A 23871-nucleotide genomic window follows, 5' to 3' on the forward strand; every position below is an offset into this window, starting at 1 on the left:
CGGCCGCGCTTCCGCACGATCCGCGTCATCCGCGCGATCACCTCCTCGCGCGGTGTCGCGCGGGCCCACTCGATGGCGCGGGCCACGCCGGTGACGAAGGCTTGGCCGCGTCGGGGTTCTGCCGCAGAAAGCGATCGGTCATCACATACGTTCCGGCGCTGAATGCCCCGAGCAGCTGGACATTGGTGAACAGCGGACGGATGCCCCCATGGGCGACGGCTTTCCGAAGTCGATCTGCCCGGTGGCCGCGGACTGGATGTCCTGCGGACCGCTGATGGTGTTGCCCACTCAGTCCAGCTTCACACCGCCCAGATACCCCAGATCCTCGGCGAACTTCGGCACGGTGACCTGGCCCGTCCACCCTTGGTACCGGAGCTTCTTGGTCTGCTTCCCAACCGCACGCGAGGTCCTGGGACGCGATGCAGCCTTTCCTCGTGCTTTCCGCCGTCACAAAGTGAGGGGGAATCAGCGGAAGGCAGGGGAGCGGACCAGGCAGGACCGTCCGGATTCCGTCTCAGGACGTGGGCGACCCCGTGCGCACCCTGGTGGAGGTGGGCCCTCCGCCTCGGGAGGAGCTACGGCGGGGTGGTGCTGGAGGGGCGCCGGCCGCACCGGTGGGGAGTCAGGCGGCAGATATATGCAATATTTGTCGCTCGGAACGGATTCTTCCGCGCTGATTCGTGCCACACTGAACGTAGGCCCTCGCCGTTCCCCCGTCGGTGAGGGCCGTTTGCTGTCGGCCCCCCCGTCGGCCGACGTCCCTCAGCGCGTACGGTCGCCGAGGGTGCTGCGGAAGCGGGCGCGGTAAACCGTCGGTGAGACCGAGGATGGCGTGTACGGCAGCCAGTCCCTCGGGGAGCCGCCCGCGACGAACTCGGTGACGGCCGTGGCGAAGGTCCGCCCCAGTGCCCGCTCGGTGTCCGAGGGCTGCCCCGCCGTAGGCGGACAGGAGATGCTCGACGGGAAGCGCCCGCAGGGCCTGTCCGGGCTCCGCGCCACGGGGGGCCGCTCTGCAGGAGCACACGGTTGACGAGCCCCCGGTGGCCGGATCCACGGCCAGGAACAGGGCGGAGTACGAACCGGCCGACTGCCCACCGACCGTCACGGCTCGCGGGTCTCCGCCGAAGGACACGATGTTGTCGCGTACCCAGCGCAGTACGGCGGCCTGGTCCTGAGCGCCGAGGTTGCCGGCGCCGATCCGGGGGAGAGACAGGTAACCGAGCGGCCCCACCCGGTAGTTCGCGGTCACCACCACTACGTTGCCCACGTCCGCCAGACGGGCTCCGTCGTACCAGTCCCACCCTCCCGAACCGCTGGTGAAGCCGCCTCCGTGGAACCAGACCAGCACCGGATTTCCCGTCGGGCGTGCGCCTCCCCATGACCCGTTCCAGCCGGGACGGCGCCTGCGGTACGGCCGGACCCGGGCGCACCGCCGCACGCACTCCGGTCCACCCCGGGTTCGTCATCGTCTCCATCTCTCTCGCGTCACCGACGTTCCGGTCTCGTTCTATGCCGACCAGCACATATGAGCCAGAGCAGGGGGTTTGGGCGCGGATTCAGCGTCAGATGATCACTTGACCGGCCGAAAGTGCGACGCGAGGTCGCGTGTTCACGACGGCTTGTTCTCCTCCACCCAGCGGAAGAAGGCGATCTGCCGGGACATGAGGGTGATCAGCTCATACGCGGTGTGCGAGGCGGCCACGGAGGTGATCTCGGCGTGGTCGTACGCCGGGGCGACCTCGACCAGGTCGGCGGAGACCACATAGCAATCGGCGAGCCCGCGCACGATCTCCAGCAGTTCCCGCGAGGTGAGGCCGCCCGCCTCGGGGGTGCCGGTACCGGGGGCGTGTGCGGGATCCAGGACGTCGATGTCCACGGAAATGTACAGCGGCCGTTTGCCGATGCGCTCCTTGAGCTGCCGCACCACCTCGTCCACCCCGCGTCGCATCACATCGGCCGCGGTGACGATCCCGAAGCCCAGCTTGGTGTCCTCGTCCAGGTCTTCCTTGCTGTACAGCGAGGAGCGGGTGCCGACGTGGGAGAGCGCGGAGGTGTCGAGGAGGCCCTCCTCGACCGCGCGGCGGAACGGAGTCCCATGGGTGTACTGGGCGCCGAAGTGGGCGTCCCAGGTGTCCAGGTGCGCGTCGAAGTGCAGCAGTGCCACCGGGCCGTGGCGGCGGGCCACCGCGCGCAGGAGCGGGAGCGCGATGGTGTGGTCGCCGCCCAGTGTCATCAGCTGCGCGCCCGTGGACAGCAGAGCGTCCGCGCCCGCCTCGATGCTCTCGACGGCCTCGTCGATGTTGTGCGGATTGGCGGTGATGTCACCGGCGTCGGCGACCTGGGCGTAGTGAAACGGGTACACGTCCAGGGCCGGGTTGTAGGGGCGCAGCTGGCGCGACGCCTCCCGGACGGCGTTCGCCCCGAAGCGGGCCCCGGGCCGGTAGGAGACACCGGCGTCGAACGGCACCCCGACCACGGCGATGTCCGCGGTGCCGACCTGGTCCAGGCGAGGGACGCGGCCGAAGGTGGCTGGGCCCGTGAAGTGCAGGGTGGCGTCGGTCTCCTGGGGCGGGACGGGCCTGGTTGCGTCGGGAGGGTTCGCGGTCATGGTCGGTGCTGGATCCTTCATCTGTGTGGGGGGAGTACATCTGTGTGGGGGAGTGCGGCTGTGGGGGGAGTACCGGCCCGTGGGAGGCCGTTGTGCGTGGACGATCAGGGGGGTTCCATGCCCATGACACGTGGTGCATACGCCAGGAGCCAGCCATGCGGTCGGGGTTTCTCGGATCCGAGAAACCCGTTCTGTGAACGCCTTGGTCAGTGGCCCTTCATCTTTCCGCCACGTGGCGAAGGTGTCTGCGACGGCCGCTCACTGTGCGCCGTCCGTTCCATGGGCGTGGGGTGCGTGGCCGGCCACCGCCGCCGTCAGCCGTGCCGCGCCCTGTTGCAGGATGTCCCGCACATGATCCGCCTCATGCCGGTGGTAGTGGCGCCGCCATGTGCTGCTGACGGCCGCTATGGGCCGCTCATTGTGATCGAACGCCGGCACCCCTATCGACCGGAGCCCGTCGGAGACCAGCTCGACCTCCTCCGACCACCCGCGCTCACGGTCCCGCGCCAGCAGGTTCCGCAGCTCCGCCAGCGACCGGGGACCTCTGCCGGTACGGGTGCAGAGATCCCCTGGCCGGGGGAAGACCGCCCGGAGGTGCGCCTCGCTGGAGTGGGCCAGGATCGCACGGCCGTTGGCCGTCAGATGGGCCGGCAGCCGGACACCGACGTCGGTGACGGGAGTGGCGTCGGTGTACCCCGAATGGCCGCTCGGCGGCCGCTCCTTGAGGAGGTAGACCGTCTCGGCGCCGTAGAGGATGCCCAGGTGCACAGGCTGGCCGAGCCGGCTCGACAGGTTGCGCAGAATGGGGCGGGCGAGTCGCTTCAGGGGCTCGTGCCGCAAGTAGGCGGAGCCGACTTCGAAGGACGCCACGCCCAGACCGTACGCCTGCTCCTCCGGGACATAGGTGACAAACCCGCGATCAACCAGGACCGCGAGGATGTGGTAAAGCGACGAGCGGGGCATCTCCAGGTCTCTGGCCAGCGCCGATGCCCGAACCGGCCCCGAGCGGCCGGCGAGGTGCAGCAGGACATCCAGCGCCCGCCCCACGGCCGGCGAGGCACTTGATGCCGTCCGGCGTTCACTCACATCTCACATCCTTGTGGTCCCCCGCCGCCACAGGCGGCCGCCCTTCCTCGTGGCACGCAGCAGCCGGCCGGGCAACTGCTGGCCCGTGCACGTACCTTGGTCGTGTCCGATCGTAGAACCGGGTGTCGAAGCCCTCCCACCCGGCCTCCGGGGACTGCTCATGCCGGGCAACGGGCCTGGTCAGGCGGGTGATCCGGGTCAGGAGCGGGGAAGCCCTTCCAGGGTGGCGCGGGCCTCCAGGCGAACCACGACCCCCTTCGACGTCGATTGGTTGCTGATCTCGGCCATGCTGTCGAGCGGCACCTTGACATTGGTTTCGGGGTAGTACGTGGCGGCGCAGCCGCGTGTGGTGGGATACGGGACCACCTCGAAGCCCTCCGCGCGGCGCTCCACACCATCGGTCCACAGGCCCACGAGGTCAACGAACTGTCCCTTGATCAGGCCGAGTTGTGCCATGTCCGCCGTATTGACCAGTACCACCCTGCGGCGTCCGTGAATGCCCCGATAGCGGTCGTTGTCCGTGTAGGGAATGGTGTTCCACTGGTCGTGCGAGCGCAGGGTCTGCAGCAGCAGATGTCCCTCCGGGGCGCGCAACATGTCCCAGGCGTTACAGGTGAACAGCGCCTTGCCGGTGGGAGTGGCGAACACCCTCTCGTTGACCGGGTTCGGCAGCCGGATGCCACCGGGGCGCGCCACCCGCCGGTTGAAGTCGTGGAAACCCGGAACGATGCGGGCATGGGTCACCGTGGGCACGCCCGCCGCCGGCCCTCACCGTTGATGAATGAGAATCTGCCCGGGTCGGGCTCCGCCTCGACCGAGCCACTCACCGGTTTCCACATCCGGGTGACGGCCACCACCTTCGGGGCGAACTTCTCCGACGGCTACGCCCTCGGTGTCATCGGCGCGGTGCTGCCCGCGCTCGGCGAGGCCATGCACCTGTCCGGCGTCTGGCAGGGCCTGCTCGGCGCGTCCGCACTGATCGGCCTGTTCTTCGGCAGCATCCTGCTGGGGCGGGTGGCGGACGTGATCGGACGCCAGAAGCTCTACCTCTACAACTTCGTGCTCATCGCGGTCGCCTCCGCCGCCCAGTTCTGGGCGCACAGCCCGCTGGTCCTCTTCCTGCTCCGGCTGGCGATCGGCTTCGGCCTGGGCGCGGACTACGCCGTCGGCCCGACCCTGCTCTCCGAGTTCGTCCCCGGCCGGCTGCGCGGTGTCCTCCTGGGCTCGCTCACCGTGCTGTGGACCGTCGGCTACGTACTGGCCAACATCCTGGGGACGTACATCCCGATCAACGGCACCACCGCGTACTGGCTGCTGGCCAGCGGTGCGCTGCCCGCCCTGCTGGTGCTGCTGCTGCGGATCGGCATCCCCGAATCCCCGAGTTGGCTGGCCGCCCGTGGCCGCGCCACCGAGGCCGCCCGGATCCGCCGTGCCTACCTGGGGCAGTCCGAGGCCACCGCCGCCGACGCGGAGGCCGCGGCCGCCGCGCAGCCGCCCGCGGCGCGCTACCGCGAGCTCTTCGCCCGTGGCCAGGCGACCAAGACCTGGTTCGGTGTCATCTTCTACAGCGCCCAGGTGCTGCCCTACTTCGCCATCTACACCTTCATGCCGCAGATCCTGGCCACCCTGAACATCTCCGGGGCCGACACCCAGAACCTGGTGCTCAACCTGGCCCTGCTGCTGGGCGGGGTGATCGGGCTGTGGCCGGTGCAGCGTCTGGGCCGCAGGCCGTTCACCATCGGCACCTTCGCGATCCTCACGCTGTGTCTGGGGGCCATGGCCGTGCTCAGCGACGGCTCCAGCGGGGCGCTGATGGTCCCCTTCCTGATCTACACCTTCGTCATGGCCGGTGCCTCCACCATCACCCAGGTCTATCCGGCGGAACTCTTCCCCACCGCGCTGCGTGGCTCCGGGGTCGGCTTCCTGAACGGCACCAGCAGGGTCGCGTCCGCCATCGGCACCTTTGTCCTGCCGGTCAGCCTGAGCCACTTCGGCGCGGGCTGGTCGATGGGATGGATGGCGCTGGTGCTGCTGCTCGGAACGGTGGTCAGCCTGGCCTGGGCGCCGGAGACCCGTGACACCCTCACCGCCGAGGATCTGCACCACTGAGCCGCGTCCGCGGCGCGGTGGATGCGGACACCGGCGCGGTGGATGCGGACACCGGCGTGGCGGTTGCGGACACTTCACACCACCTCCGGACACCGGCCCACCCCAGGCCGGTGTCACCCCTGCACACGTAAGCCATTCATGTGCTCTTCCCCGTCCGTTGCCGGACATCTTCCTGTGGCCGGGCTCCCGGGCTCCATAACGTGCGCTCCATCCCTTCCGTCCCACCGCGTGGAGCAGCGCCATGTGCAGTCCCCGTCAGACCAATGAGCCGCAGTCCGGAACCGGCCGCCGCACCTTCCTGCGCACCACCGGCCTTGTCGGCGCGGGTGTGGCCATGACCGGGCTGGAGGCGGTGCCGCCCGCCGCGGCCGCACCGGCCTCCGGCGCCGCGGGTGCCCCCGCCTGGCACCCCGACCCCGACAGCCTCAGATTCACCGTGGCCGTCATGCCGGACACCCAGTACCTCTTCGACGGCGAGAGCATCCACCCGGCGCCGGTGGAGGCGTCCTTCCGCTATCTCCTCCGCCACGCACGCGAGGAGAACATCGTCTTCCTGTCCCACCTCGGCGACCTCACCGAGCACGGGCAGGTCTCCGAACTCGGGCCGATCGACCGGGCCTTCCGGCTCCTGGACGAGCGGGGCGCCGCCTACAGCGTGGTGGCCGGAAACCACGACCTCGACTCGTCCACCGACGACCAGCGGGGCCGCACCCCCTACCTGGACACCTTCGGCCCCCGGCGGTACCGCTCCTCGCCCTCGTTCCGCGGCGCCAGCCCGGACGGCTACAACACGTACCACACCTTCCGCGCCGCGGGCCGGGAGTGGCTGGTGCTCGCCCTGGACTGGCGCCCTTCCGCGAAGGGCGTCGCCTGGGCCCGGGAGGTCATCGCGAGCCACCCCAGAACTCCGGTCATCCTCACCACGCACGAGCTGGTCTACGCGGACCACGAGGGCGAGGAGGCGCGGTTCTCCGACCATGGACAGTGGCTGTGGGACGAGCTGATCGCCGACCACGACCAGATATTCCTCACGCTCAACGGCCACTACTGGCCGCCGGCCCGTACGGTCCGCAAGAACAGGGCGGGCCACGACGTCCATCTGCACATCACCAACTACCAGGACCGCTACTACGGCGGCGCCGGGATGATCCGCCTCTACCGGTTCGACCTGGCCCGCCACACCGTCGACGTCCGGACGCTCTCCCCGTGGATCCTGGACCGCGCCGATGACCACCTGAACGAGCTGGAGCGCGGAGAGATCGAACGCACCAGCTCTCAGGACTACTTCAGCGTCCCGATCGACTTCGAGCAGCGCTTCGCCGGATTCGCCCCCATCGCACCGCGGCCGGCCCGGCCCGCCTCCAGGCTGGTGATCCCCGGTACGGTGGCCTACTGGCGCTTCGACCAGGGCGGCCGGGACGGCGCGCCCGTCGAGGACTCCGTCCGGATCACCGACCACTCCGGCCGTGGCAACCACCTCACCAAGGTCACCGTCCCCGGCAGCCCCGCCGACGCCCTCATCTGGTCCGATGAGCACCACCCGGACCAGCCAGGACACGGCAGCCTCTCCTTCCACGGTGACAAGTCCCCCCTGCGCGGCGCCTATCTGCGCACGGCCGACGGCGCTCCGCTGAACGGCGCCACCTTCCGTTCCGGCTACACCGTCGAGGCGTTCCTCAAGCTGCCCGCCGACTGGGACGGTGGCCGCAACGCCTGGTCGGGGCTGCTCGGCCGACGGGGCCCCAGCGGCCAAGCCGGCAAGACCGGCGGGGACATGGAGGAACCGGTGGTCACCCTCTCGCTGTCCGACGGCCATGGGCTCCAGTGGGCCGTCTATCCGCTGGACCAGGACGGCGCGGTCACCAACTGGAGCCATGAGCTGCCGCTGAACACCTGGTGGCACGCGGCGGTGGTGAACGACGGGCGACACACCACCATGTATGTGAACGGCTGCCCGGTGGCGCGCAACCCCTCGACCCCGGCCAACGGCCTCACCACCCTCGGTCTGCCCTGGCTGCTGGGCGGCTATGAGTACGGCGGGAAGATCGACCAGATCATGTACGGCTGGATAGGCGATGTCCGCGTCGTGGACCGAGCGCTGCCGGTGCGCGACTTCATGTCCTCCTGACCGAACGGCATCGGGCCGTCCCCGGGGATGCGTGAGTGTCCATCAAGTGAACTATCGCATTGGTCGGTTCTTGACGCATTTACCGGTCAATGCGAGGCTGTTGGAACGCTTTGCGTAAAAGATCATATCTCTACCAGAACGGACGGGGGCGTTCCGTTGGTGGCACGTTCGCAAGAAGTCGTCGATGACGCGATCGATCTTCTGGATAATCGCCGATTATTCTTTTCCGGGCCGGACCGCACACTCCTCGGAATTGAACCCATCGCACACCATCTGGTCGATTCCGAAGAAGACATAGCCCAAGCGCTGGCGGCCGGCGGGGGAATCGGTTTCGTGGCCTTTCCGTTTCAGCGCCAAGAGCCCATCCGGCTCGCGGTTCCCGCCCGGACACTGAGCCTGGAGGAGACGCTCGGCCACCGTCGCCTCCTCGCCTCGGTCCCGGCCCCTTCCGCCAAAAGCGGTGAACCCGGCGCATACGCGCTGCGGCCCAGCGAACCGCCGGAGCAGTGGTGCGGCAGCGTCGCCGACGCGGCGCGTGCCGTGCGCCGCGGAGAGCTGCGCAAGGCGGTGCTCGCCCGGCGCATCCAGATGGAGTGCGACGCGGACATCCAGCCGTCCGTGGTGCTGCGGCGGCTGGCCCACACCTTCCCCTCTGCCTATCTGTTCTCCGCCTTCGGCCTGGTGGGGGCCAGTCCGGAGCTGCTGCTCGCCAAGCGCGGGCGGATGGTGGAGTCGCGTGCCCTGGCCGGCACCATCCGCCGTGGCGGCGACGCCGAATCCGACCGCCGGCTCGCGACCTGGCTCCAGGAGTCCCCTAAGAACCAGGAGGAGCACCGGGTCCTGCGGGAGGCGGTGCTGGACGCCCTGACGCCCAGCACCACATGGATCAAGGCCAACGAGCGGCCCGAGATGCTGAAACTGGTGAACGTCCAGCATCTGATGACCCGGGTCCGGGCCGAGCTCAAAGCCGACCACCCGCCATTTCTCCAACTGGCGGCCATGCTTCATCCGACCCCCGCGGTATGCGGGTGGCCCCGCGACAAGGCGTACGAAGTGATCGAGCGCCTGGAGGGCTGGGACAGAGGACTTTACGGAGGGGCGCTGGGCTGGGTGGACGCGGAGGGAAACGGCTGTCTCTGCGTGACCATTCGCTGCGCCGAGATACGCGGCAAAAACGCCACCATGTACGTCGGGAACGGCATTGTCGCCGATTCCGATCCGAAAGAGGAACTGGCCGAGACCCGCGCGAAGCTGGGCGCCATTCTGCCCGCGCTCATAGCGCCCTGAACAGGCGAGGGATCATCAATGGCAAGCGCACATCATGTTCCCGCGAGCACCGTGGACGCGCCGAGCGTTCCCTTCCCATCGGACCGGCGCACCCCGCTGACATGGGCGGCCGTGGCCATCACCGGCGCCGGTAGCCACGCGCCCACCGTGCTGGCATGGCGCTCCGCGGCACCCGTCTCCCCGGGGCGGCTCCGCCTGTTCGTCGCCTGCGACGTGCGGGATGTCCGTCGCGTCGAGGCCGTCTCGGCGGGCACCGGCCGGCCGCTCGGCTCGTTCGACATCCGGTACGCCGACTGCCACCAGCCCTATGATCTGCCACTGGACACCGAGGCGGTACGGGCCGTGCTGGACGAGGGCGTACGGCTCACCCTCGCCCCCGAACCGGCCACCGAGCCACTGTGGATCTTCTCCGGCCCGGAGGCCCCCGTCGAGCGGCGGCCCGCGCTGCTGCTGGCGGCCGAGGACCCACCGGCCCCGGCCGCCGCGCTCCACCGCCACCTCACCAGCCTGGCCAGTGTGCAGCCGTTCGGGTGGATGGAGGGATGTGTGCTGGACGCGCTGTACGACCTGCACACCACCTACCCCGGCGACACCCGCGCCGAGACGGCGCTGCGCGACCACCTCGCCGTCTATGTCCACGGCACCCGGCTGCGCTACGAGGATCCGCGCAGTCGCCCCGCGAACGACCGTGTGTACGGGATCGAGGCCACGCTGCCCTTCGCGGTGGTGGCGAAGCGGGATCCGCGGCACCCCACGCTCCGGCTGGCCGTCGAGTCCTGGAACGTCCGGACCGATCCCCATGGATGCGTCAAGGACGACCCGACCACCGCCGAGGGGTGCTACACCGTCGCCTACCCCATGGCCGTCCTCGCGAAGGCCACCGGGGACACCCGGCTGCGCGAGGCGGCCGTCCGTCAGCTCCGTGTTCGGCGCAGGCGGCTGACGTGGGATGACGACCTCTACCTCAGGCTGTTGCCGGACGGCAGCCGCGTCTACCGCAACTGGGCTCGTGCGTACGCCTGGTATCTGCTCGGTCTGGTGCGCACCCTGTCCGAGCTCGGCGACCGGCCGGACACCGACGACCTGTGGGACGAGGCCGCGAGGGCCGCCCGACTCGCAGTGTCCCGGCGCAACGCCGCGGGCATCTGGGACTGCTACCTGGCGGAGCCCGCCAGCGGGGCGGAGACCTGCGGATCCGCCGGTATCGCGGCGGCCCTGGCGCTGGGCGTGGAGCGCGGCCGCTTCGCCGCCGATCGCGAGGGCGTGGTGGCGCAGGAGGCATGGGAGGTGTTGTGCGACCGGCTGACACCGGACGGCTGGCTCGACGGCTCCTCCCCGTCGAACAAGGGCGGGGAGGAGCTGCAGCGCAGCGGCTACCGAATGCTCTCCGGCGTCGGCTCCGGACTGCTGGGGCAGCTCGGAGCGGCGCTGACCCGGCTCGGTGCGGTGAAGGATTGGACACGTTGATGGCGGGCCGTGAATCGATGGACGGATACGCGGCCGGCACCGAGGGAGGCGCTCAGGCGGCCCGGGGCACCGAGGGAGGCGCACAGGCGGCCCGGGACACCGAGGGAGGCGCACAGGCGGCCTTCGCCGCCACCCTCGTCGACGAGTGGGTCCGTGCGGGGCTGAGCGACGCCGTCATCGCGCCCGGCTCCCGCTCCACCCCGCTCGCGCTCGCCCTCGCTGAGGACGGCCGGATGCGGCTGCACATACGCCTCGACGAGCGCGCGGCGGGCTTCCTCGCCCTGGGGCTGAGCCGTGCCACCGAGCGCGCCACCGTCGTGGTCACCACCAGCGGTACGGCGTCGGCCGAACTCCATCCGGCGGTCGCCGAGGCCGATCTGGCGGGAGTGCCGATGGTGGTGTGCACGGCCGACCGCCCGCCGGAGTTACAGGGAGTGGGCGCCCCGCAGACCATGGTCCAGACGGGCCTGTACGGATCGGCGGTGCGCTGGGCCGTGGCCGTGGCGGTTCCCGAGCGCGGCCAGGACGGGATGTGGCGTTCCCTCGCCGCGCGCGCCGTGGCCGAGGCCGGGGCCGGACCGTCCGGGCCCGGCCCCGTCCACCTCAATCTGGCCTTCCGCGCCCCCTTGGTCGCACGGCCCGGCCCCCTGCCTCCCGGCCGGCCGGACGGGCGGCCCTGGCACCACGTCAGCCGCCCGGTCCTGACCGCCACCCCGGCGGACGTGGCCGCCGTCGCGGACGGGCACGAGCGGGGTGTCCTGCTCGTGGGCGCGGGTGCGGGCGATCCGGCCGCCGTGCACGCGGCCGCCGCGGCACTGGGCTGGCCGGTGCTGGCCGATCCGCGCTCCGGCGCCCGTACGCCGGGCCCCGGCACCGTGGCGGCGGCCGACGCCATCCTGCGCAGCCCGCACGCCAGGGACCAACTGCGCCCCGACGTGGTCGTGCACCTCGGGGAGCGCTGGGCCTCCCGGGCAGTGGCCGACTGGCTGCGGCAGCCCGGCATCCGGCATGTGCTCGTCGATCCCGACTGGCGGTGGCGGGACCCGGACCGGCTGGCCGCCACCGTGCTGCGCACCGATCCCACGGCCCTGTGCCGCGCCGTGGCCGAGGCGGTGCCGGAGCCCCCGGCCGGGCCGGAGTGGCGCACCGCGTGGGTCTCGGCCGAAGCCACCGCGCAGGCGGCCATGGCCGATGCCTTGGACGGCCGAGCCGGCCTCACCGAACCGCGAGTGGCTCGTACGCTCTTCGACGCCCTGCCCACCGGGGCGACGCTGGTGGTCGGGTCCTCGATGCCCGTACGGGACCTCGAGTGGTTCGCCGCGCCCCGCCACCGTCCCCCCGCCGTGCTGGCCAACCGCGGTGTCAACGGGATCGACGGCACGATCGCCACCGCGCTCGGCGTGGCCGCGGCCCGGCGTCCGGTGGCCGTACTGCTGGGCGATCTGACCTTCCTCCATGACGCGGGCGCGCTGCTGGGCGCGGCCGAGGCGTCGCCGGATGTGAGCTGCACACTCGTCGTGGTGGACAACCACGGGGGTGGGATCTTCTCGTTCCTGCCACAGGCGTCACACCTCCCGGAGGACACCTTCGAGCTGCTCTTCGGCACCCCGCAGGCCGCCGATGTGTGCGCGGTGGCCGCCGCCTATGGAGTCGGTGTCGTCCGCGCCGCCGACGAGGGGGAGTTGCGGTCCGCGCTGAAGGAAAGGGTGGGCTCCCCGGGCGTGTCGATGATCCATCTGCGCACCGACCGCGCGGCCAATGTCGCGGTGCACGACCAGACCCACCGGACCGTGGCCCGCGCCCTCGAAGAGCCGTGGACGCCCCGGTGATCGGCGTCGAGCGGGACCGCGCCACCGGAGTGGCACAGTTGCGCATCGACCGCCCCCGGTCGCGCAACGCGCTGACCACCGAGACGGCCGCGCGGTTGCTTCAGGCCGTGGAAGGCGCGCTGGCCGATGACGCCGTACGGGTGCTCGTCCTCAGCGGCAGCGGACCGGACTTCTGCGTCGGGGGCGACCGCGACGAGGAGCTGGGAAACGAGGGCCGCGCGGACCGGCTGCGGGTCTTCGCGCGGTTGCAGCGCACGGTGGCCGCCGCGCCCAAGGCGACCGTGGCCGCGATCGAGGGCCGCTGTGTCGCCGCCGGCGCGGAGCTGGCCGCCGCCTGTGACATCCGGGTGGGCGCCGAGGACTCGGTGTACCGCTTCCCGGGCTCCCGCCTGGGGGTCCCCATCGGGGCGGCGAAACTCATCGGGCTGGTCGGCCTGGGCGCCGCCAAGGATCTGCTCCTGACCTCCCGCTGGGTGACGGCACACGAGGCCTACCAGCTGGGGCTGTTGCAGCGGCTCGTACCACCGGGCCGGGCGGATGCGGAGGCCTCCGCGTGTGCCGCCGAGATCTCCGCCAACGACCCGAGCACGACGGCCCTGCTCAAACGCCAGCTCCAGCGCTACTCCGGGGTGCTGGAGCGGATCGACGCCGAGCTGCTGGCCGCGGAGTCCTTCCCGGGCCCCGAGCCGGAAACGCAACGGGGAACGCGGCGGGAAACGGGGCGAGGGACAGAGCGGGAAACGCAGCGGGAAACGCAGCGGGAAACGGAGCGAGGAGCATGAGGCTGACCGGCATAGCCGAGGTCACCGCCCTGGTCACCGGTGCGGCAGGAGCCATCGGCGCCGCCACCGCCCGTCAACTGGCCGCCGAGGGAGCGGTCGTGGCCGTGGCGGACGTCGACGAGGACGGGGCACACACCGTGGCCCGGCGACTGGGCGCCACGGCACACCCCGTGCGTCTCGACGTCACCGACTCCGGCGAGGTGGAACGGGCCGTCCGGGACGTGGAGGACCGGCTCGGCCCGATCGGCATCCTGGTCAACGCCGCCGGAGTACTCGGCCGTACCGCCCCGCTGACCGAGCAGGAGGACGCCGAGTGGGAGCGGGTGTTCGGCGTCAACGTCCGGGGGACCTTCAACTGTGTCCGTGCGGTGGGCCGCCGGATGGCGCGGCGCGGGCGCGGCTGCGTCATCACCGTGGCGTCGAACAGTGCCGGAATCGTCAAGTACGACCAGGGGCTGTACGGGGCCTCGAAGGCGGCCGCCCAGTACCTCACCAACTGCGCGGGACTGGAACTCGCCGGGCACGGCGTACGATCCGTCGTCGTGGCGCCGGGGACCACCGAATCCCCGATGTCCCGCGCCAACGCACATCTGCCCGGCCGGAGACAGGCGCTGCTGCACGGAGACCCCGAACGCCATCGGGTGGGCATTCCCCGCGGCACCCTGGCCGAGCCCGAGGACATCGCCTCCGTGATCGGCTTCCTGGTGTCCGATCAGGCGGCCCACATGACGATCACCACCGTGACGGTGGACGGCGGCTCCACCCTCAGGCCCTAGACACCACCACTTCATCTCTCGACGACGCCATCTCCCGACGACGGGAAGGGGACCTCCGTGCCGCGCATCGACCGGCTCGACCTCTCCGTGGTGGAGCTGCGGCTCACCCACGGCTTCACCGCCAGCACCCACAGCGCCAGGACCCTGCTGCATATGGTCGTCCGCGCCACCACCGCCGACGGCCGCACGGGGTGGGGCGAGGCACCGGTGCCGGTGGACCCGTACTACCTGGGTGAGACGACCGACACGGTGTGGTCCGTGACCCGCGACTTCCTGGCCCCGGCGGTGGTGGGCCGCTCCTGGGACACCATCGAGGAGTTCACGGCCCTCTACGGCCGGGTCAAGGCCAACAACTTCGCCCGGTGCGGCCTGGAGATGGCCGCGTGGAACCTGCTGGCCGCCACCACGGACCGGCCGCTGGCCACGCTGCTCGGTGGCGCGGCGCGCACCCATGTCCCCTCCGGCGTGAGTGTGGGGATGGACAGTGACCACGGCCGGCTGTGCGACACCATCGCGCGCTACGTCCAGCAGGGCTACCAAAGGGTGAAGGTCAAGATCGGCCCAGGTGCCGATGTGAAGGTGCTGGAGGCGATCCGGAACAGGTTCCCGGAGCTGCCGCTGATGGCCGACGCCAACTGCGCATACACCCTCGAGGACCTTCCACGGCTGCGTGATCTGGACGCGTTCGGCCTGATGATGATCGAGCAGCCGCTGGCCTGGGACGATCTGCTGGACCACGCCACCCTGCAGAAGGAGCTGGCCACACCGCTCTGCCTCGACGAAAGCCTCACCTCCGCCGGACGGGCGCGGGAGGCGCTGGCGCTGGGCAGTTGCCGCGTGGTCAACATCAAGCCCGCTCGCCTGGGCGGTCTGCTGGAGGCCGTCCGGGTGCATGACGCCTGCGTCGCGGCCGGGGTGCCGGTGTGGTGCGGTGGCATGCACGACTTCGGCATCAGCCGAGCGGCCAACGTGACGCTCTCGGCGCTGCCCGGTTTCACACTGCCCGGTGACAACTCCGGCTCCGACAAGTACTTCGGCGAGGACATCGTCACACCGGAAACGCGGGCGGTGGACGGCCTGATCGAGGTTCCGGCCACGGCCGTGCCGTACGAGGTGAAGGAGGACTTCCTCAAGGCGCGCACCAAGCGCCACATCCAGCTGACGGCCTGAGGGCGGGGGAGCGGGGCGTACATGATGGCCGGGCCGTACAGTACGACCGGGCCGTACGCCCCCGACCTCACTCCGCCGTGAACAGGCGGCGCACGGCCGACTGGTCCGGCTTCCCCACACCACGCAGGGGCAGGGCCTCGACGACCCGGATGGCCTTGGGTGCGGCGGCGCGCCCGAGTCGCTCCCGGACCGCGTCCTTCAGCACGCCCACGGCCGTCTGCCCCAACGCCCCCGGTTCGCGCGGGGTAACGGCGGCCACGACGATCTGCCCCCACTCCGGGTCGTCCACCCCCACCACGCACGCGTCCCCGACACCGCGTTGTTCCCGCAGGGCCTGCTCCACCACGGACGGGGACACCTTCACACCACCGGTGACGATCACGTCGTCCGCCCGGCCCAGCACCTGAAGACGGCCGTCCTCCCGCCGGCGCCCGAGGTCGTCCGTGCGGAACCAGCCGTCGCCGAAGGAACGGGCCGTGAGCTCCGGCCGATTGAGATAGCCGGACGCCAGGGTCGGTCCGCCGAGAGCAATCGGACCGCCCGCGGTCGGCCCGGGCGTCCCCTCCGGTGGCGGACCGATCCGCACCCGTACCCCCTCCAGCGGCACCCCGTCGTAGACGCAGCCGCCGGCGGTCTCGGTCATGCCGTACGTGGTCACCACCCTCACACCCGCCTCGCGCGCCCGTGCCAGCAGCGGCTCGGGTGTGCCGGCGCCGCCCAGCAGTACGGCGTCGAACTCCCGTAACGCCGCCAGGCCGGGACCGCCCGCATCCAGCAGCCGCCGGATCTGCGTGGGCACCAGCGCGGTGTAGCGGCAACCGGCGGAGCGGAACCGCTCGGGCCGGAAGCCCTGCCGCAGATCGTGGACCACTGCCTCCGCCCCGGCCAGCAGCGAGCGGACCAGCACCTGCACGCCCGCCACATGGTGTGCGGGCAGCGCCAGCAACCAGCGCCCGGGGCCCCCGAGTCTGGTGTGCGTGGCCTCGGCCGACGCGCGCAGTGCCCGGGCGGAGAGCAGCACCCCCTTGGGCTCGCTGGTGGACCCGGAGGTGCCGACCACCACCGCCGTCCCGGACGGCACGGGTCCGCGGGTGTCGAACCCCGGCGGGCCCCCACCGGCCGCCACGGGCAGCACGGTTTCCCCGTTCCCCCCGACCGCAACGGCCAGTGCACGCGACAGCGCACCGACCGTGTCCACCGAGCCGTCACATGGCAGGATCAGCATCGCGGTGGCCCCTCCGCGAAACGACGTCCATCATCGCGCGAGCGATCGCCTTCGGACCGCGGGACCGCTCACCCCTCCGGCCACGCTACGGCCCGGCGGCGGGGCGTGCCGACGTCGGGGAAACGTCCTGTCAGGAAGCTGCCACGGCATCCTTTCCGCCGCGCTGTAGCAGGATCAACGATCCGGTTCCGCGTCGTCTTCCTCTTCGAGTCGTTCATCCGGGACGGTGTGCACGGCGGCTTCCTCGGCACCGGCAGCGCCCGCGTCGATGCCTTCGTCCCTGGCGATGACTTCCTTGGTGGTGTCGGTATGCGCTCCCTCGTCGGGGGCGACGAGTCGGCCCGTGCGGTCCGTTCCCGCCTCGGGGTCGATCGGTTCGCCCTCGCCCTCCTGCAGATCTCCCACCTCGTCGCCCGCTGGGGCTTCGACATCGGAGGTCTCTTCGGCCAGCCGCTCGTCGAGCGTCTCGCGCTCGCGCTGTTCGGCCGCCGTCGTGCCGTGTTTGGTGACACCCAGTGGCTTCTCCGGCGGCGAGTAGCCCTCGTCGAGCATCTCGTCGTAGTCGCGCTCGTCCAGGGAGTCCTGGGCGTCCAGGGGGGCCGCGTCCGCCTGCTCCTCGTTGGTGTCGGTGGGCTGATAGACGTCGTCTGCCCTGTCGTCGCTCATCATCGCTGCCTCCCTCGCATGGTGCCTTGTTCGGCCTTCGACCGGCCTGGGCCGTCCAGCGCGAACTCATGTGGCCGGGTTTCCAGTCTCGCCTTTTCCTCACACCGTCGGCGGTTCTGCCTGGTCGGCGAGTTGCTCCGCCTGTGCTGCCGCGTCGGTGGCCCGCCGCCTCGCCTCACGGACCGCCCGGTCCGCCTTCCGTACCCGCGTGCGGGCCTCCCGGACGGCGTCGTCGGCCTCCCGCTGCTCGCTCTCGGCCTCCTTCAGCTGTTTTCTCAGGTCCGCCAGACGCTGCCGCGCCTGGTGTTTTCGCTGGTCAGCCCGGTCTTGCTCATCCTCGGCCGCGCTGAGCTCCGCCTCGCGGGCGCGCAGGTGGCGCTCGGCGTCCTCGGCTTCCTGATGTGCACGGGCCTGCCGCTCTCGCTGTTCGCGGCGCTTCTCCTGTTGTGCGCGGCGCCGCTCTCGCTCCTCTTGTTCACGGCGCCGCTCCTGCTCCTGTTGTTCACGGCGTTGCTCCTGCTCTTGTCGTTCGCGGCGCCGCGAACGAGCGGCGTCCAGATCGGCCACCCGGCCGCCGGAGACCCGCTCACCGCGGCGCGAGGTGGGTGGCGCGGACCGGGTGGCGCCGGCCACGAGCGCGAATCCGGTCGGTGCCGTGAGCGGCTTGGTCAGTCGCCCCCGCACCCATTGCTGACCCGCGTCCGGGTCCGCCAGCGCGGCGCGCAGCGTCTCCTCCACCTCGCGCTGGGCGCCCTCGCCGATCGGTTGCCCGGCCCGGGTGGTCAGATCCCTCGCCTCGCGGGCGAGCGCCGCGATGACCTGGCGCTGCTGTGTGGCCAGCTTCCGCAGTTGCCCGCCGTCCAGATCCTGGTGTGCTTGCCGCAGGGCCTCTCCGAGCCGAAGGACCTGCTCGGCTTCGTCCGGCTGCCGCCGCACCAGCAGATTGCTCGCCCACGCCGCCTTGGTGGGCCGGCGCAGACGGCGGATCCGCTCGGCCAGCTTCCGGTCTCCCGCGGTGCGGGCGTCCTTGGCGCGCTCGTCGCGGGCCGCGGTGAAGTCCGCAGGTGGCAGGGCGTACAGCTCATCGGCGACGGCGTCCAGGTCCACCAACCCTCCTGCTCGGCGTGGATCAACCTCCTGGGATCATTTTGTCACCTTTTGGTTGGGCGGGCCCATGAGCGGCCCTGCCCGATGTCACAGCCATGTCGTCGCCGGCCAGATGGCCACGGCCGCGGCGAGAAAGAGCGTGATGTTGAGCGCCACCTGCCGGTCTCCCCGGCGCAGGTGCACCCTGGTGGCGCCGATCTGCAGGATCACGAATCCAATGGCGGCGGCCAGGGCCAGCCACGGCGCGATGCCGGTCAGCGGCGGGAGGATCAGCCCGATCGCGCCGAGTACTTCAATCACGCCGATGGCTCTGACAGCCGCCATCGGCGTGGTGTCCACCCAGGCCATCATCGGCCGGAGCCGCTCACGGCTGCGGGCCACCTTCACCCCGCCCCCGTAGAGGTAGAAGAGGGCGAGCAGACCGGCGACGATCCAGTACGCCACGTTCACGATTCCCGTTCCGTCCTCGGGACGACGTCGGTGGCGGGCTCGGTGGCGTACCGGCTCATCACCTGGATGTTCGCCTGTGGGGTCAGCGCCTGGCCGCCGGCGATCATGTCCTTGAGGTCGCGGAAGTACCGCACATACAGGTCCGGCGTGAACGTGCTGAGCATGACGGCCGGTTGGTCGGTCACGTTGGCGAAGGTGTGCGGGGCTCCGGGAGGGACCATCACGAGTGTGCCCGCGGTCGCGTCGTAGTCCTTGTCCCCGACCGTGAACCGCACCGTGCCGGAGATGATGTAGAAACCCTCGTCGTGCTGGGCGTGGCGGTGCTGCGGCGGTCCGGGCGTATGCGGGGCGAGGACGGACTCGGCGAGGCCGAGGCGGTGGCCGGTGTTGCTGCCGTCTTCGAGGATGCGCAGGCGTGTGGTGCCCAGGACGATCGTCTCGCCGTCGCCCGGACCGACCACCGATACGGCGGGGTCGGCATTCGGCTCACTGGTCTTCGGTTCTTCAGTCACGCCGCGATTCCACTGCCGGGGCGCCACGACCGTCCAAGACTTCTTCTGTGATCTCGATACCGGATGGGTATCGTTGCACCATGGAGCTACGCACGCTGCGCTATTTCGTGGCGGTCGCCGAGGAACTCCACTTCGGCCGGGCCGCCGTCCGGCTGCACATGAGCCAGCCGCCGCTGAGCCGGGCGATCAAGCAGCTGGAGACCGAGCTTGGCTCCGCGCTGTTCCGCCGTTCGTCCGCCGGTGTCACGCTCACCCCGGTGGGGGCCGTGCTGCTCGATGAGGCGCGCGCCCTGCTCGACCACGCCGACCGGGTACGCGTACGCGTGGCCGCGGCGGCCGGTACCGCGAGCCTCACCGTGGGCATCCTGGGGGACAGCGCCGACCCGGATGCCACTCGGCTGGCCGGCGCCTACTACCGGCGGCACCCGGGCGTCGAGGTGCACATCCGCGAGACCGACCTCACCGATCCCACCTGCGGGCTGCGTGCCGGGCTGGTGGACATCGCCCTGACCCGCGGTCCGTTCGACGAAACCGGCCTGACCGTGCACGAGCTGCGCGCCGACCCGGTGGGCGCACTGCTGCGCGCCGACGATCCGCTGGCCCGCCGCGACAGCCTGAAACTGGCCGACCTGGCGGACCGCCGCTGGTTCCTGTTCCCGGAGGGCACCGACCCCGTCTGGCAGTCCTACTGGAACGGCGGGGAGCCTCGCGATGGCCCGGTGGTGCGTGGCGTCCAGGAATGCCGGCAAGCCGTGCTGTGGAACGGCACGGTCGGCATGACGCTCGTGGACCACGAGCCGCCGGAGGGGCTCACCGTGGTGCCCCTGATCGACATGGAGCCGAGCCGCGTGGTGGTGGCGTGGTGCGAGGGCGACACGAACCCCCTGATCCGCTCGTTCGTCGAAGTCGCCACCGCCGCCTACCGCGGCAGTGGCGGTGTTACGTCTCGTCCTGCCCCATCCTGACCAGGTGTACGGCCGTGCTGGCCCAGTCACCGGACGGGAGGTCCGGCCGGAATCCGTACTCGGCCAGCACGGTGGCGTGGTGCGCCTCGCCGGTGCGGGTGTCGCGGTAGCGGGCGCCGGGGGTGAGCCCGCGCAGCCGTACCGGCAGCCGCGGGACTCCGTGGCGCGGGCCGCGCTGCCAGGCGAGCACCAGGGTTTCGCCGCCGTCCTCGGCGGCGTACTGCACCACGGTCGGCATCTCGCCGTGCGGTCCGGACAGCCGGTACAGGACGCCGTGCTGGACGAGGTGGCGCACCCGTTTGTACTCGGCCACCAAGCCGGCGCCCTCGGCGAGTTCCTGCTCGGACCAGCGGGTGAGATCCCCGCCGATGCCCAGCAGCCCGCACATCGCCACATGGAAGCGGAAGCTCAACGGCACGGTGCGGGAGGTGAGTTGGTTGGGCACGTCGGTCACCCACGCGGACATCGTGCGCGCCGGGTGGAGCTGACCGAAGCCGTGCTGGATGACCAGGCGGTCGACGGCGTCGGTGTTGTCCGACACCCACGCCTGGTCCGTACGGGTGAGGATGCCCAGATCCACGCGTCCGCCACCGCCACTGCACGCCTCGATGCGCAGCCCGGCGTGGTCGGCCCGCAGCCGGTCGAGGACGCCGTACAGATTGGCCACGTAGCGCGTCCACAGCCGGTCGTGACCGTCCGGAGTGCCGGGCCACCCGGCCTCGCTGAACGCGCGGTTCATGTCCCACTTGAGGAAGTCGATGCCGTGGTCCGCGACCAGCCGGGTCAGCCAGCCGTAGGCCCAGTCGGCCACGTCGTCGCGGGCGAAGTTCAGGACGAGTTGGTTGCGCAGCTCGCTGCGGGCCCGGCCGGGCGTGTGCAGGACCCAGTCCGGGTGCTCGCGGTAGAGGTCGCTGTCGGGGTTGACCATCTCCGGCTCCACCCAGATGCCGAAGCGCATGCCCAGGCGGTGCACCGTGTCCACCAGCGGGCCGAGGCCCTGCGGGAACCGTTCCCGGGCCGGGGTCCAGTCGCCCAGCCCCGCGTGGTCGCTGCGCCGGGCCCCGAACCAGCCGTCATCGACCACATACAGCTCCACGCCCAGGGCGGCGGCCCGCTCGGCCAGTGCCTTCTGGTTCGCCTCGTCCACGTCGAAGCCGGTGGCCTCCCAGGAGTTGTAGAGCACGGGCGCCACCTCGCGCCCGTGCGGCAGGACGTGGCGCAGTGTGTACGCGTGCCAGGCCCGGCTCGCCGCGCCGAACCCGCCGTCCGTGAACAGCCCGGCGAACACCGGGGTGGCGAATTCCTCGCCCGGCGCCAGCGGCACGCATATGCCCTCGTGGCCGGCGCCACCGGTGAAACCGGCGCGCCCGTCCGGTGTGCGCTGCGCGGTGATGCGCCAACTCCCGCTCCAGGCAAGGGCGGCGCCGAAGACCCGGCCGTGCTCCTCGCCGGCGTCGCCCTCGTCCACCATCACCCAGGGACCGGCGTGGTGGCTGGTGATGCCACGCCGGCTGGTCAGCACGGTCTCCCCGTGCGGCAGGCGCTCGCGGCGCAGCTGACTCTCCGCGGACCACTGCCCGGTGACATGGCTGAGCCGGTAGTCGGCCAGCGGCGGCAGGGACCAGGCCGCCGAGTCGGCGCGCAGCAGGCTGACACGCTGCTCACCGTCGTTGCGCAGCACCGTGCAGCGCTCGATGACATCCGTGTCGTCCCGCACCCGGTAGTGGAGTGCGACGTGCAGCGGATAGTGGCGATCGCGGAATTCCAGATGGAGTTCGCTGACGCCATCGGACGGTGTGAGGACGCGGTGCCCGGTCGGCTGCCACTCGAAGCCGCGTGAGCCGTCCTCGTAGCGGACCTGGAGGGAGGGCGTGCCGTAGCGCGTGCCGCCGTCGACCGGCAGTTCCTCGCCCACCGCGGGCCGTCCCTCGAAGCTGCTCGCCGCCTCCCTGGCGGGCACGACCAGCTGCTCCGCCTCCCGCGGCGTCAGCCGCGGCCCCCAGGCGAGGTGGCAGGGCGCGCCCGTCTCGTCGATGCGCAGGGCGTACGACGTACGGGGAGTGGTCAGCAGCCAGACCCCGGTGTCCGGGGCACGGGAGATCGTCGGCATCGGGCCTCACGTTCGGGAGACGGCGGGGGAGCGGCGGGTGCCGCGTACGGATGTGGGGCGCTCGGCGAGTGAGAGAAGAGGGTTGCCCAGTAAGCCAACGAGACCTTCGATCACATGTCAACACCCCCGTATGAGTCGGGCTTTGGAAGCGGGATCAGGACGCACAGGCAATCCTCAGGAGATTCTTGCTTCTTTCATTGACAGCGGAAAATAAGCGGCCTAGGTTCCCGGCCATGTCCTCGCCCTCCGCTGTCGAGTCGTTCCCGGCGCACACGTCGGCCGCCTCGCAGATCTTCACCACGGTCCTGTCACAGGGCCCCCTCACCCGCCTGGAAGTGGCGCGGCGGGCGGGGCTGTCGGCCGCGGCCGTCACCAAGGCGGTCCGTCCCCTGATCGAGGCCGGCTACCTGGTGGAGGACGTGGACGAGGACGCGCGCCCGGCACTCGGGCGGCCCGCGAACCTGGTGCGGGTCGATGGCGGCCGCGCGCTGTTCATCGGGGTCAAGGTCACCGGGGACACGATCATCGGTGTGCTCACCGACCTGTGCTGCCGGATCCTCGTAGCCCGGCACATCCCCCTCCCCGCCCGCGACCCCAAGGCGGTGCTGGGGACGGCCGCGGAACTGGTACGGGAGCTGCTCATCGAGGCGGACGGCCTCGGCGTGCGCGTCACGGGCCTGGGCATGGCCGTCTCCGGCGATGTGGACCGCGCCGAGGGCGTCGTGCGCTACTCGCCCTTCCTGGAGTGGCGCGATGTGCCACTCGCCGAACTCGCCGCCATGACCACGGGTCTTCCGGTGACCGTCGACAACGACGTGCGCGCGCTGACCGTGGCCGAGCAGTGGTTCGGGGCGGGGGTGGGACTGTCCGGCTTCGCCGTCGTGACGGTCGGCGCGGGCATCGGCTGCGGTCTCGTGGTCCACGGCAGGGTGGTGGCCGGGGCCCACGGCGTGGCCGGCGAGATCGGACACGTCACCGTCGATCCGGCGGGCCCCCGCTGCCACTGCGGCAACCGCGGCTGTGTGGAGGCCATCGCGAGCGACGACGCCATCGTCCGCCAGGTCCGCGCGGCCACCGGGGTCCAGGTGGCCGACGCGGTCGAGGCCGCAGGACTGGCCCACGACGGGGTCGCCGGCGCACGGGAGGTCTACGCACGGGCAGGGGACGCCATCGGCCGCGGTATCGCCACCGTGGCCAATCTCCTCGGCCCCGAACGCGTGATCATCTCCGGCGAGGGCCTGGCCGCCTACGACCTGTTCGCCGACCACATCCGTGACGCCTTCGCCACGGCGGCCTTCGGCTCCGCGGCACAGTGCGATGTACAGACCCGGCCGCTGCCCTTCGACGAGTGGGCCCGTGGAGCCGCGGCCACCGCCATCCAGTCCTTCATCAGGTCAGACGCGAACTAGCGCGAACGAGGAGGAGAGCAGCAGCCATGACGCCGCCCGCCTGACACGACCGAGAGCACCGGGCCCTCCGCGACCTCTCCCCGCTCCCGTCGCGGACGCGACGACCGCCTCTCCCGCGCGGTCGTCTTCCCCTGACGCTTGATCGCCCCGCCGGGCCTCGTCCGGCCACCTCTGCCTGCCTCGAT

General features: G+C 71.2%; 19 protein-coding genes and 1 pseudogene. 10 read left to right on the forward strand and 10 right to left on the reverse strand.

The features are described 5' to 3' along the window. Nucleotides 1–622 precede the first annotated feature (622 nt). The 4 genes and pseudogenes from GWI24_RS46555 to GWI24_RS16825 all read right to left on the reverse strand — a co-directional run. Entirely contained in the window at nt 623–1438 is an 816-nt protein-coding gene (locus GWI24_RS46555) for a carboxylesterase family protein (protein WP_308343693.1), read from the reverse strand. Between the two features lie 171 nt (nt 1439–1609). Beyond that, nucleotides 1610–2608 (reverse strand): agmatinase, encoded by a 999-nt coding sequence (gene speB / locus GWI24_RS16815; protein ID WP_247616480.1) that lies wholly within the window; start codon nt 2606–2608, stop codon nt 1610–1612. 258 nt (nt 2609–2866) lie between these two features. After that, a complete protein-coding gene (locus GWI24_RS16820; RefSeq protein WP_210946764.1) occupies nt 2867–3694 on the reverse strand; it encodes an IclR family transcriptional regulator in 828 nt (275 codons plus the stop codon). A 198-nt stretch (nt 3695–3892) separates the two neighbouring features. After that, nucleotides 3893–4429: pseudogene (locus tag GWI24_RS16825) on the reverse strand (molybdopterin dinucleotide binding domain-containing protein); the annotation flags it as partial. 42 nt (nt 4430–4471) lie between these two features. On the opposite strand from GWI24_RS16825, the gene GWI24_RS16830 reads away from it, so the two are divergent. From GWI24_RS16830 to menC, 8 genes are all read left to right on the forward strand, one after another. Beyond that, nucleotides 4472–5803, forward strand: a complete 1332-nt coding sequence (locus GWI24_RS16830; protein ID WP_247616481.1) for an MFS transporter — start codon at nt 4472–4474, stop codon at nt 5801–5803. A gap of 241 nt (nt 5804–6044) precedes the next feature. Next, a complete protein-coding gene (locus GWI24_RS16835; RefSeq protein ID WP_210946765.1) occupies nt 6045–7931 on the forward strand; it encodes a LamG-like jellyroll fold domain-containing protein in 1887 nt (628 codons plus the stop codon). Between the two features lie 159 nt (nt 7932–8090). After that, complete coding sequence (locus tag GWI24_RS16840) at nt 8091–9218, forward strand: isochorismate synthase MenF (RefSeq protein WP_210946766.1); 1128 nt, start codon at nt 8091–8093, stop codon at nt 9216–9218. A gap of 18 nt (nt 9219–9236) precedes the next feature. Then, nucleotides 9237–10685 (forward strand): glycoside hydrolase family 88 protein, encoded by a 1449-nt coding sequence (locus GWI24_RS16845; protein WP_210946767.1) that lies wholly within the window; start codon nt 9237–9239, stop codon nt 10683–10685. Beyond that, entirely contained in the window at nt 10685–12514 is a 1830-nt protein-coding gene (gene menD, locus GWI24_RS16850; protein WP_210946768.1) for a 2-succinyl-5-enolpyruvyl-6-hydroxy-3-cyclohexene-1-carboxylic-acid synthase, read from the forward strand. Before GWI24_RS16845 ends, menD begins: the two co-directional genes overlap by 1 nt. Next, complete coding sequence (locus GWI24_RS16855) at nt 12499–13296, forward strand: enoyl-CoA hydratase/isomerase family protein (RefSeq protein WP_210946769.1); 798 nt, start codon at nt 12499–12501, stop codon at nt 13294–13296. Before menD ends, GWI24_RS16855 begins: the two co-directional genes overlap by 16 nt. Further along, nucleotides 13293–14072 (forward strand): SDR family oxidoreductase, encoded by a 780-nt coding sequence (locus GWI24_RS16860; RefSeq protein ID WP_247616483.1) that lies wholly within the window; start codon nt 13293–13295, stop codon nt 14070–14072. The genes GWI24_RS16855 and GWI24_RS16860 overlap by 4 nt, the downstream gene beginning before the upstream one ends. Nucleotides 14073–14129: 57 nt before the next feature. Next, entirely contained in the window at nt 14130–15242 is a 1113-nt protein-coding gene (gene menC / locus GWI24_RS16865; protein WP_210946770.1) for an o-succinylbenzoate synthase, read from the forward strand. Nucleotides 15243–15309: 67 nt separating this feature from the next. On the opposite strand, the gene menE is transcribed toward menC, so the two are convergent. The 5 genes from menE to GWI24_RS16890 form a co-directional block, all read right to left on the reverse strand. After that, nucleotides 15310–16467, reverse strand: a complete 1158-nt coding sequence (gene menE / locus GWI24_RS16870) for an o-succinylbenzoate--CoA ligase (RefSeq protein WP_210946771.1) — start codon at nt 16465–16467, stop codon at nt 15310–15312. A gap of 174 nt (nt 16468–16641) precedes the next feature. Continuing rightward, complete coding sequence (locus GWI24_RS16875; protein ID WP_210946772.1) at nt 16642–17136, reverse strand: DUF5709 domain-containing protein; 495 nt, start codon at nt 17134–17136, stop codon at nt 16642–16644. A 96-nt stretch (nt 17137–17232) separates the two neighbouring features. After that, nucleotides 17233–18240 (reverse strand): hypothetical protein, encoded by a 1008-nt coding sequence (locus tag GWI24_RS16880; RefSeq protein WP_210946773.1) that lies wholly within the window; start codon nt 18238–18240, stop codon nt 17233–17235. An 87-nt stretch (nt 18241–18327) separates the two neighbouring features. Then, nucleotides 18328–18690, reverse strand: coding sequence for a DoxX family protein (locus GWI24_RS16885; RefSeq protein ID WP_210946774.1), 363 nt, complete (start codon nt 18688–18690; stop codon nt 18328–18330). Then, nucleotides 18687–19202: a cupin domain-containing protein gene (locus GWI24_RS16890; protein ID WP_210946775.1), complete on the reverse strand. Its 516-nt coding sequence runs from the start codon at nt 19200–19202 to the stop codon at nt 18687–18689. Before GWI24_RS16890 ends, GWI24_RS16885 begins: the two co-directional genes overlap by 4 nt. An 80-nt stretch (nt 19203–19282) precedes the next feature. Here GWI24_RS16890 and GWI24_RS16895 point away from each other — a divergent pair, with 80 nt between their 5' ends. Continuing rightward, complete coding sequence (locus tag GWI24_RS16895) at nt 19283–20167, forward strand: LysR family transcriptional regulator (protein ID WP_210946776.1); 885 nt, start codon at nt 19283–19285, stop codon at nt 20165–20167. Here the strand turns inward: GWI24_RS16895 and GWI24_RS16900 are convergent. After that, nucleotides 20142–22277 carry an alpha-galactosidase gene (locus tag GWI24_RS16900; RefSeq protein WP_210946777.1) on the reverse strand — a complete coding sequence of 712 codons (2136 nt, stop codon included), beginning with the start codon at nt 22275–22277 and terminating at the stop codon, nt 20142–20144. The genes GWI24_RS16895 and GWI24_RS16900 overlap by 26 nt on opposite strands. A 233-nt stretch (nt 22278–22510) precedes the next feature. Here GWI24_RS16900 and GWI24_RS16905 point away from each other — a divergent pair, with 233 nt between their 5' ends. Next, nucleotides 22511–23686, forward strand: a complete 1176-nt coding sequence (locus GWI24_RS16905) for an ROK family transcriptional regulator (RefSeq protein ID WP_210946778.1) — start codon at nt 22511–22513, stop codon at nt 23684–23686. Nucleotides 23687–23871 lie beyond the last annotated feature (185 nt).

It is taken from the genome of Streptomyces sp. MK37H (assembly GCF_018035285.1).
GTDB lineage: Bacteria > Actinomycetota > Actinomycetes > Streptomycetales > Streptomycetaceae > Streptomyces > Streptomyces endocoffeicus.

Excerpts from the sequence above, each read along its gene's own strand:
- speB (WP_247616480.1), bottom strand. The coding sequence starts at position 2,608 with ATGACCGCGAACCCTCCCGACGCAACCAGGCCCGTCCCGCCCCAGGAG.
- GWI24_RS16830 (WP_247616481.1), top strand. The coding sequence starts at position 4,472 with ATGAATGAGAATCTGCCCGGGTCGGGCTCCGCCTCGACCGAGCCACTC.
- GWI24_RS16835 (WP_210946765.1), top strand. The coding sequence starts at position 6,045 with ATGTGCAGTCCCCGTCAGACCAATGAGCCGCAGTCCGGAACCGGCCGC.
- GWI24_RS16845 (WP_210946767.1), top strand. The coding sequence starts at position 9,237 with ATGGCAAGCGCACATCATGTTCCCGCGAGCACCGTGGACGCGCCGAGC.
- menD (WP_210946768.1), top strand. The coding sequence starts at position 10,685 with ATGGCGGGCCGTGAATCGATGGACGGATACGCGGCCGGCACCGAGGGA.
- GWI24_RS16860 (WP_247616483.1), top strand. The coding sequence starts at position 13,293 with ATGAGGCTGACCGGCATAGCCGAGGTCACCGCCCTGGTCACCGGTGCG.
- menE (WP_210946771.1), bottom strand. The coding sequence starts at position 16,467 with ATGCTGATCCTGCCATGTGACGGCTCGGTGGACACGGTCGGTGCGCTG.
- GWI24_RS16875 (WP_210946772.1), bottom strand. The coding sequence starts at position 17,136 with ATGATGAGCGACGACAGGGCAGACGACGTCTATCAGCCCACCGACACC.
- GWI24_RS16895 (WP_210946776.1), top strand. The coding sequence starts at position 19,283 with ATGGAGCTACGCACGCTGCGCTATTTCGTGGCGGTCGCCGAGGAACTC.
- GWI24_RS16900 (WP_210946777.1), bottom strand. The coding sequence starts at position 22,277 with ATGCCGACGATCTCCCGTGCCCCGGACACCGGGGTCTGGCTGCTGACC.
- GWI24_RS16905 (WP_210946778.1), top strand. The coding sequence starts at position 22,511 with ATGTCCTCGCCCTCCGCTGTCGAGTCGTTCCCGGCGCACACGTCGGCC.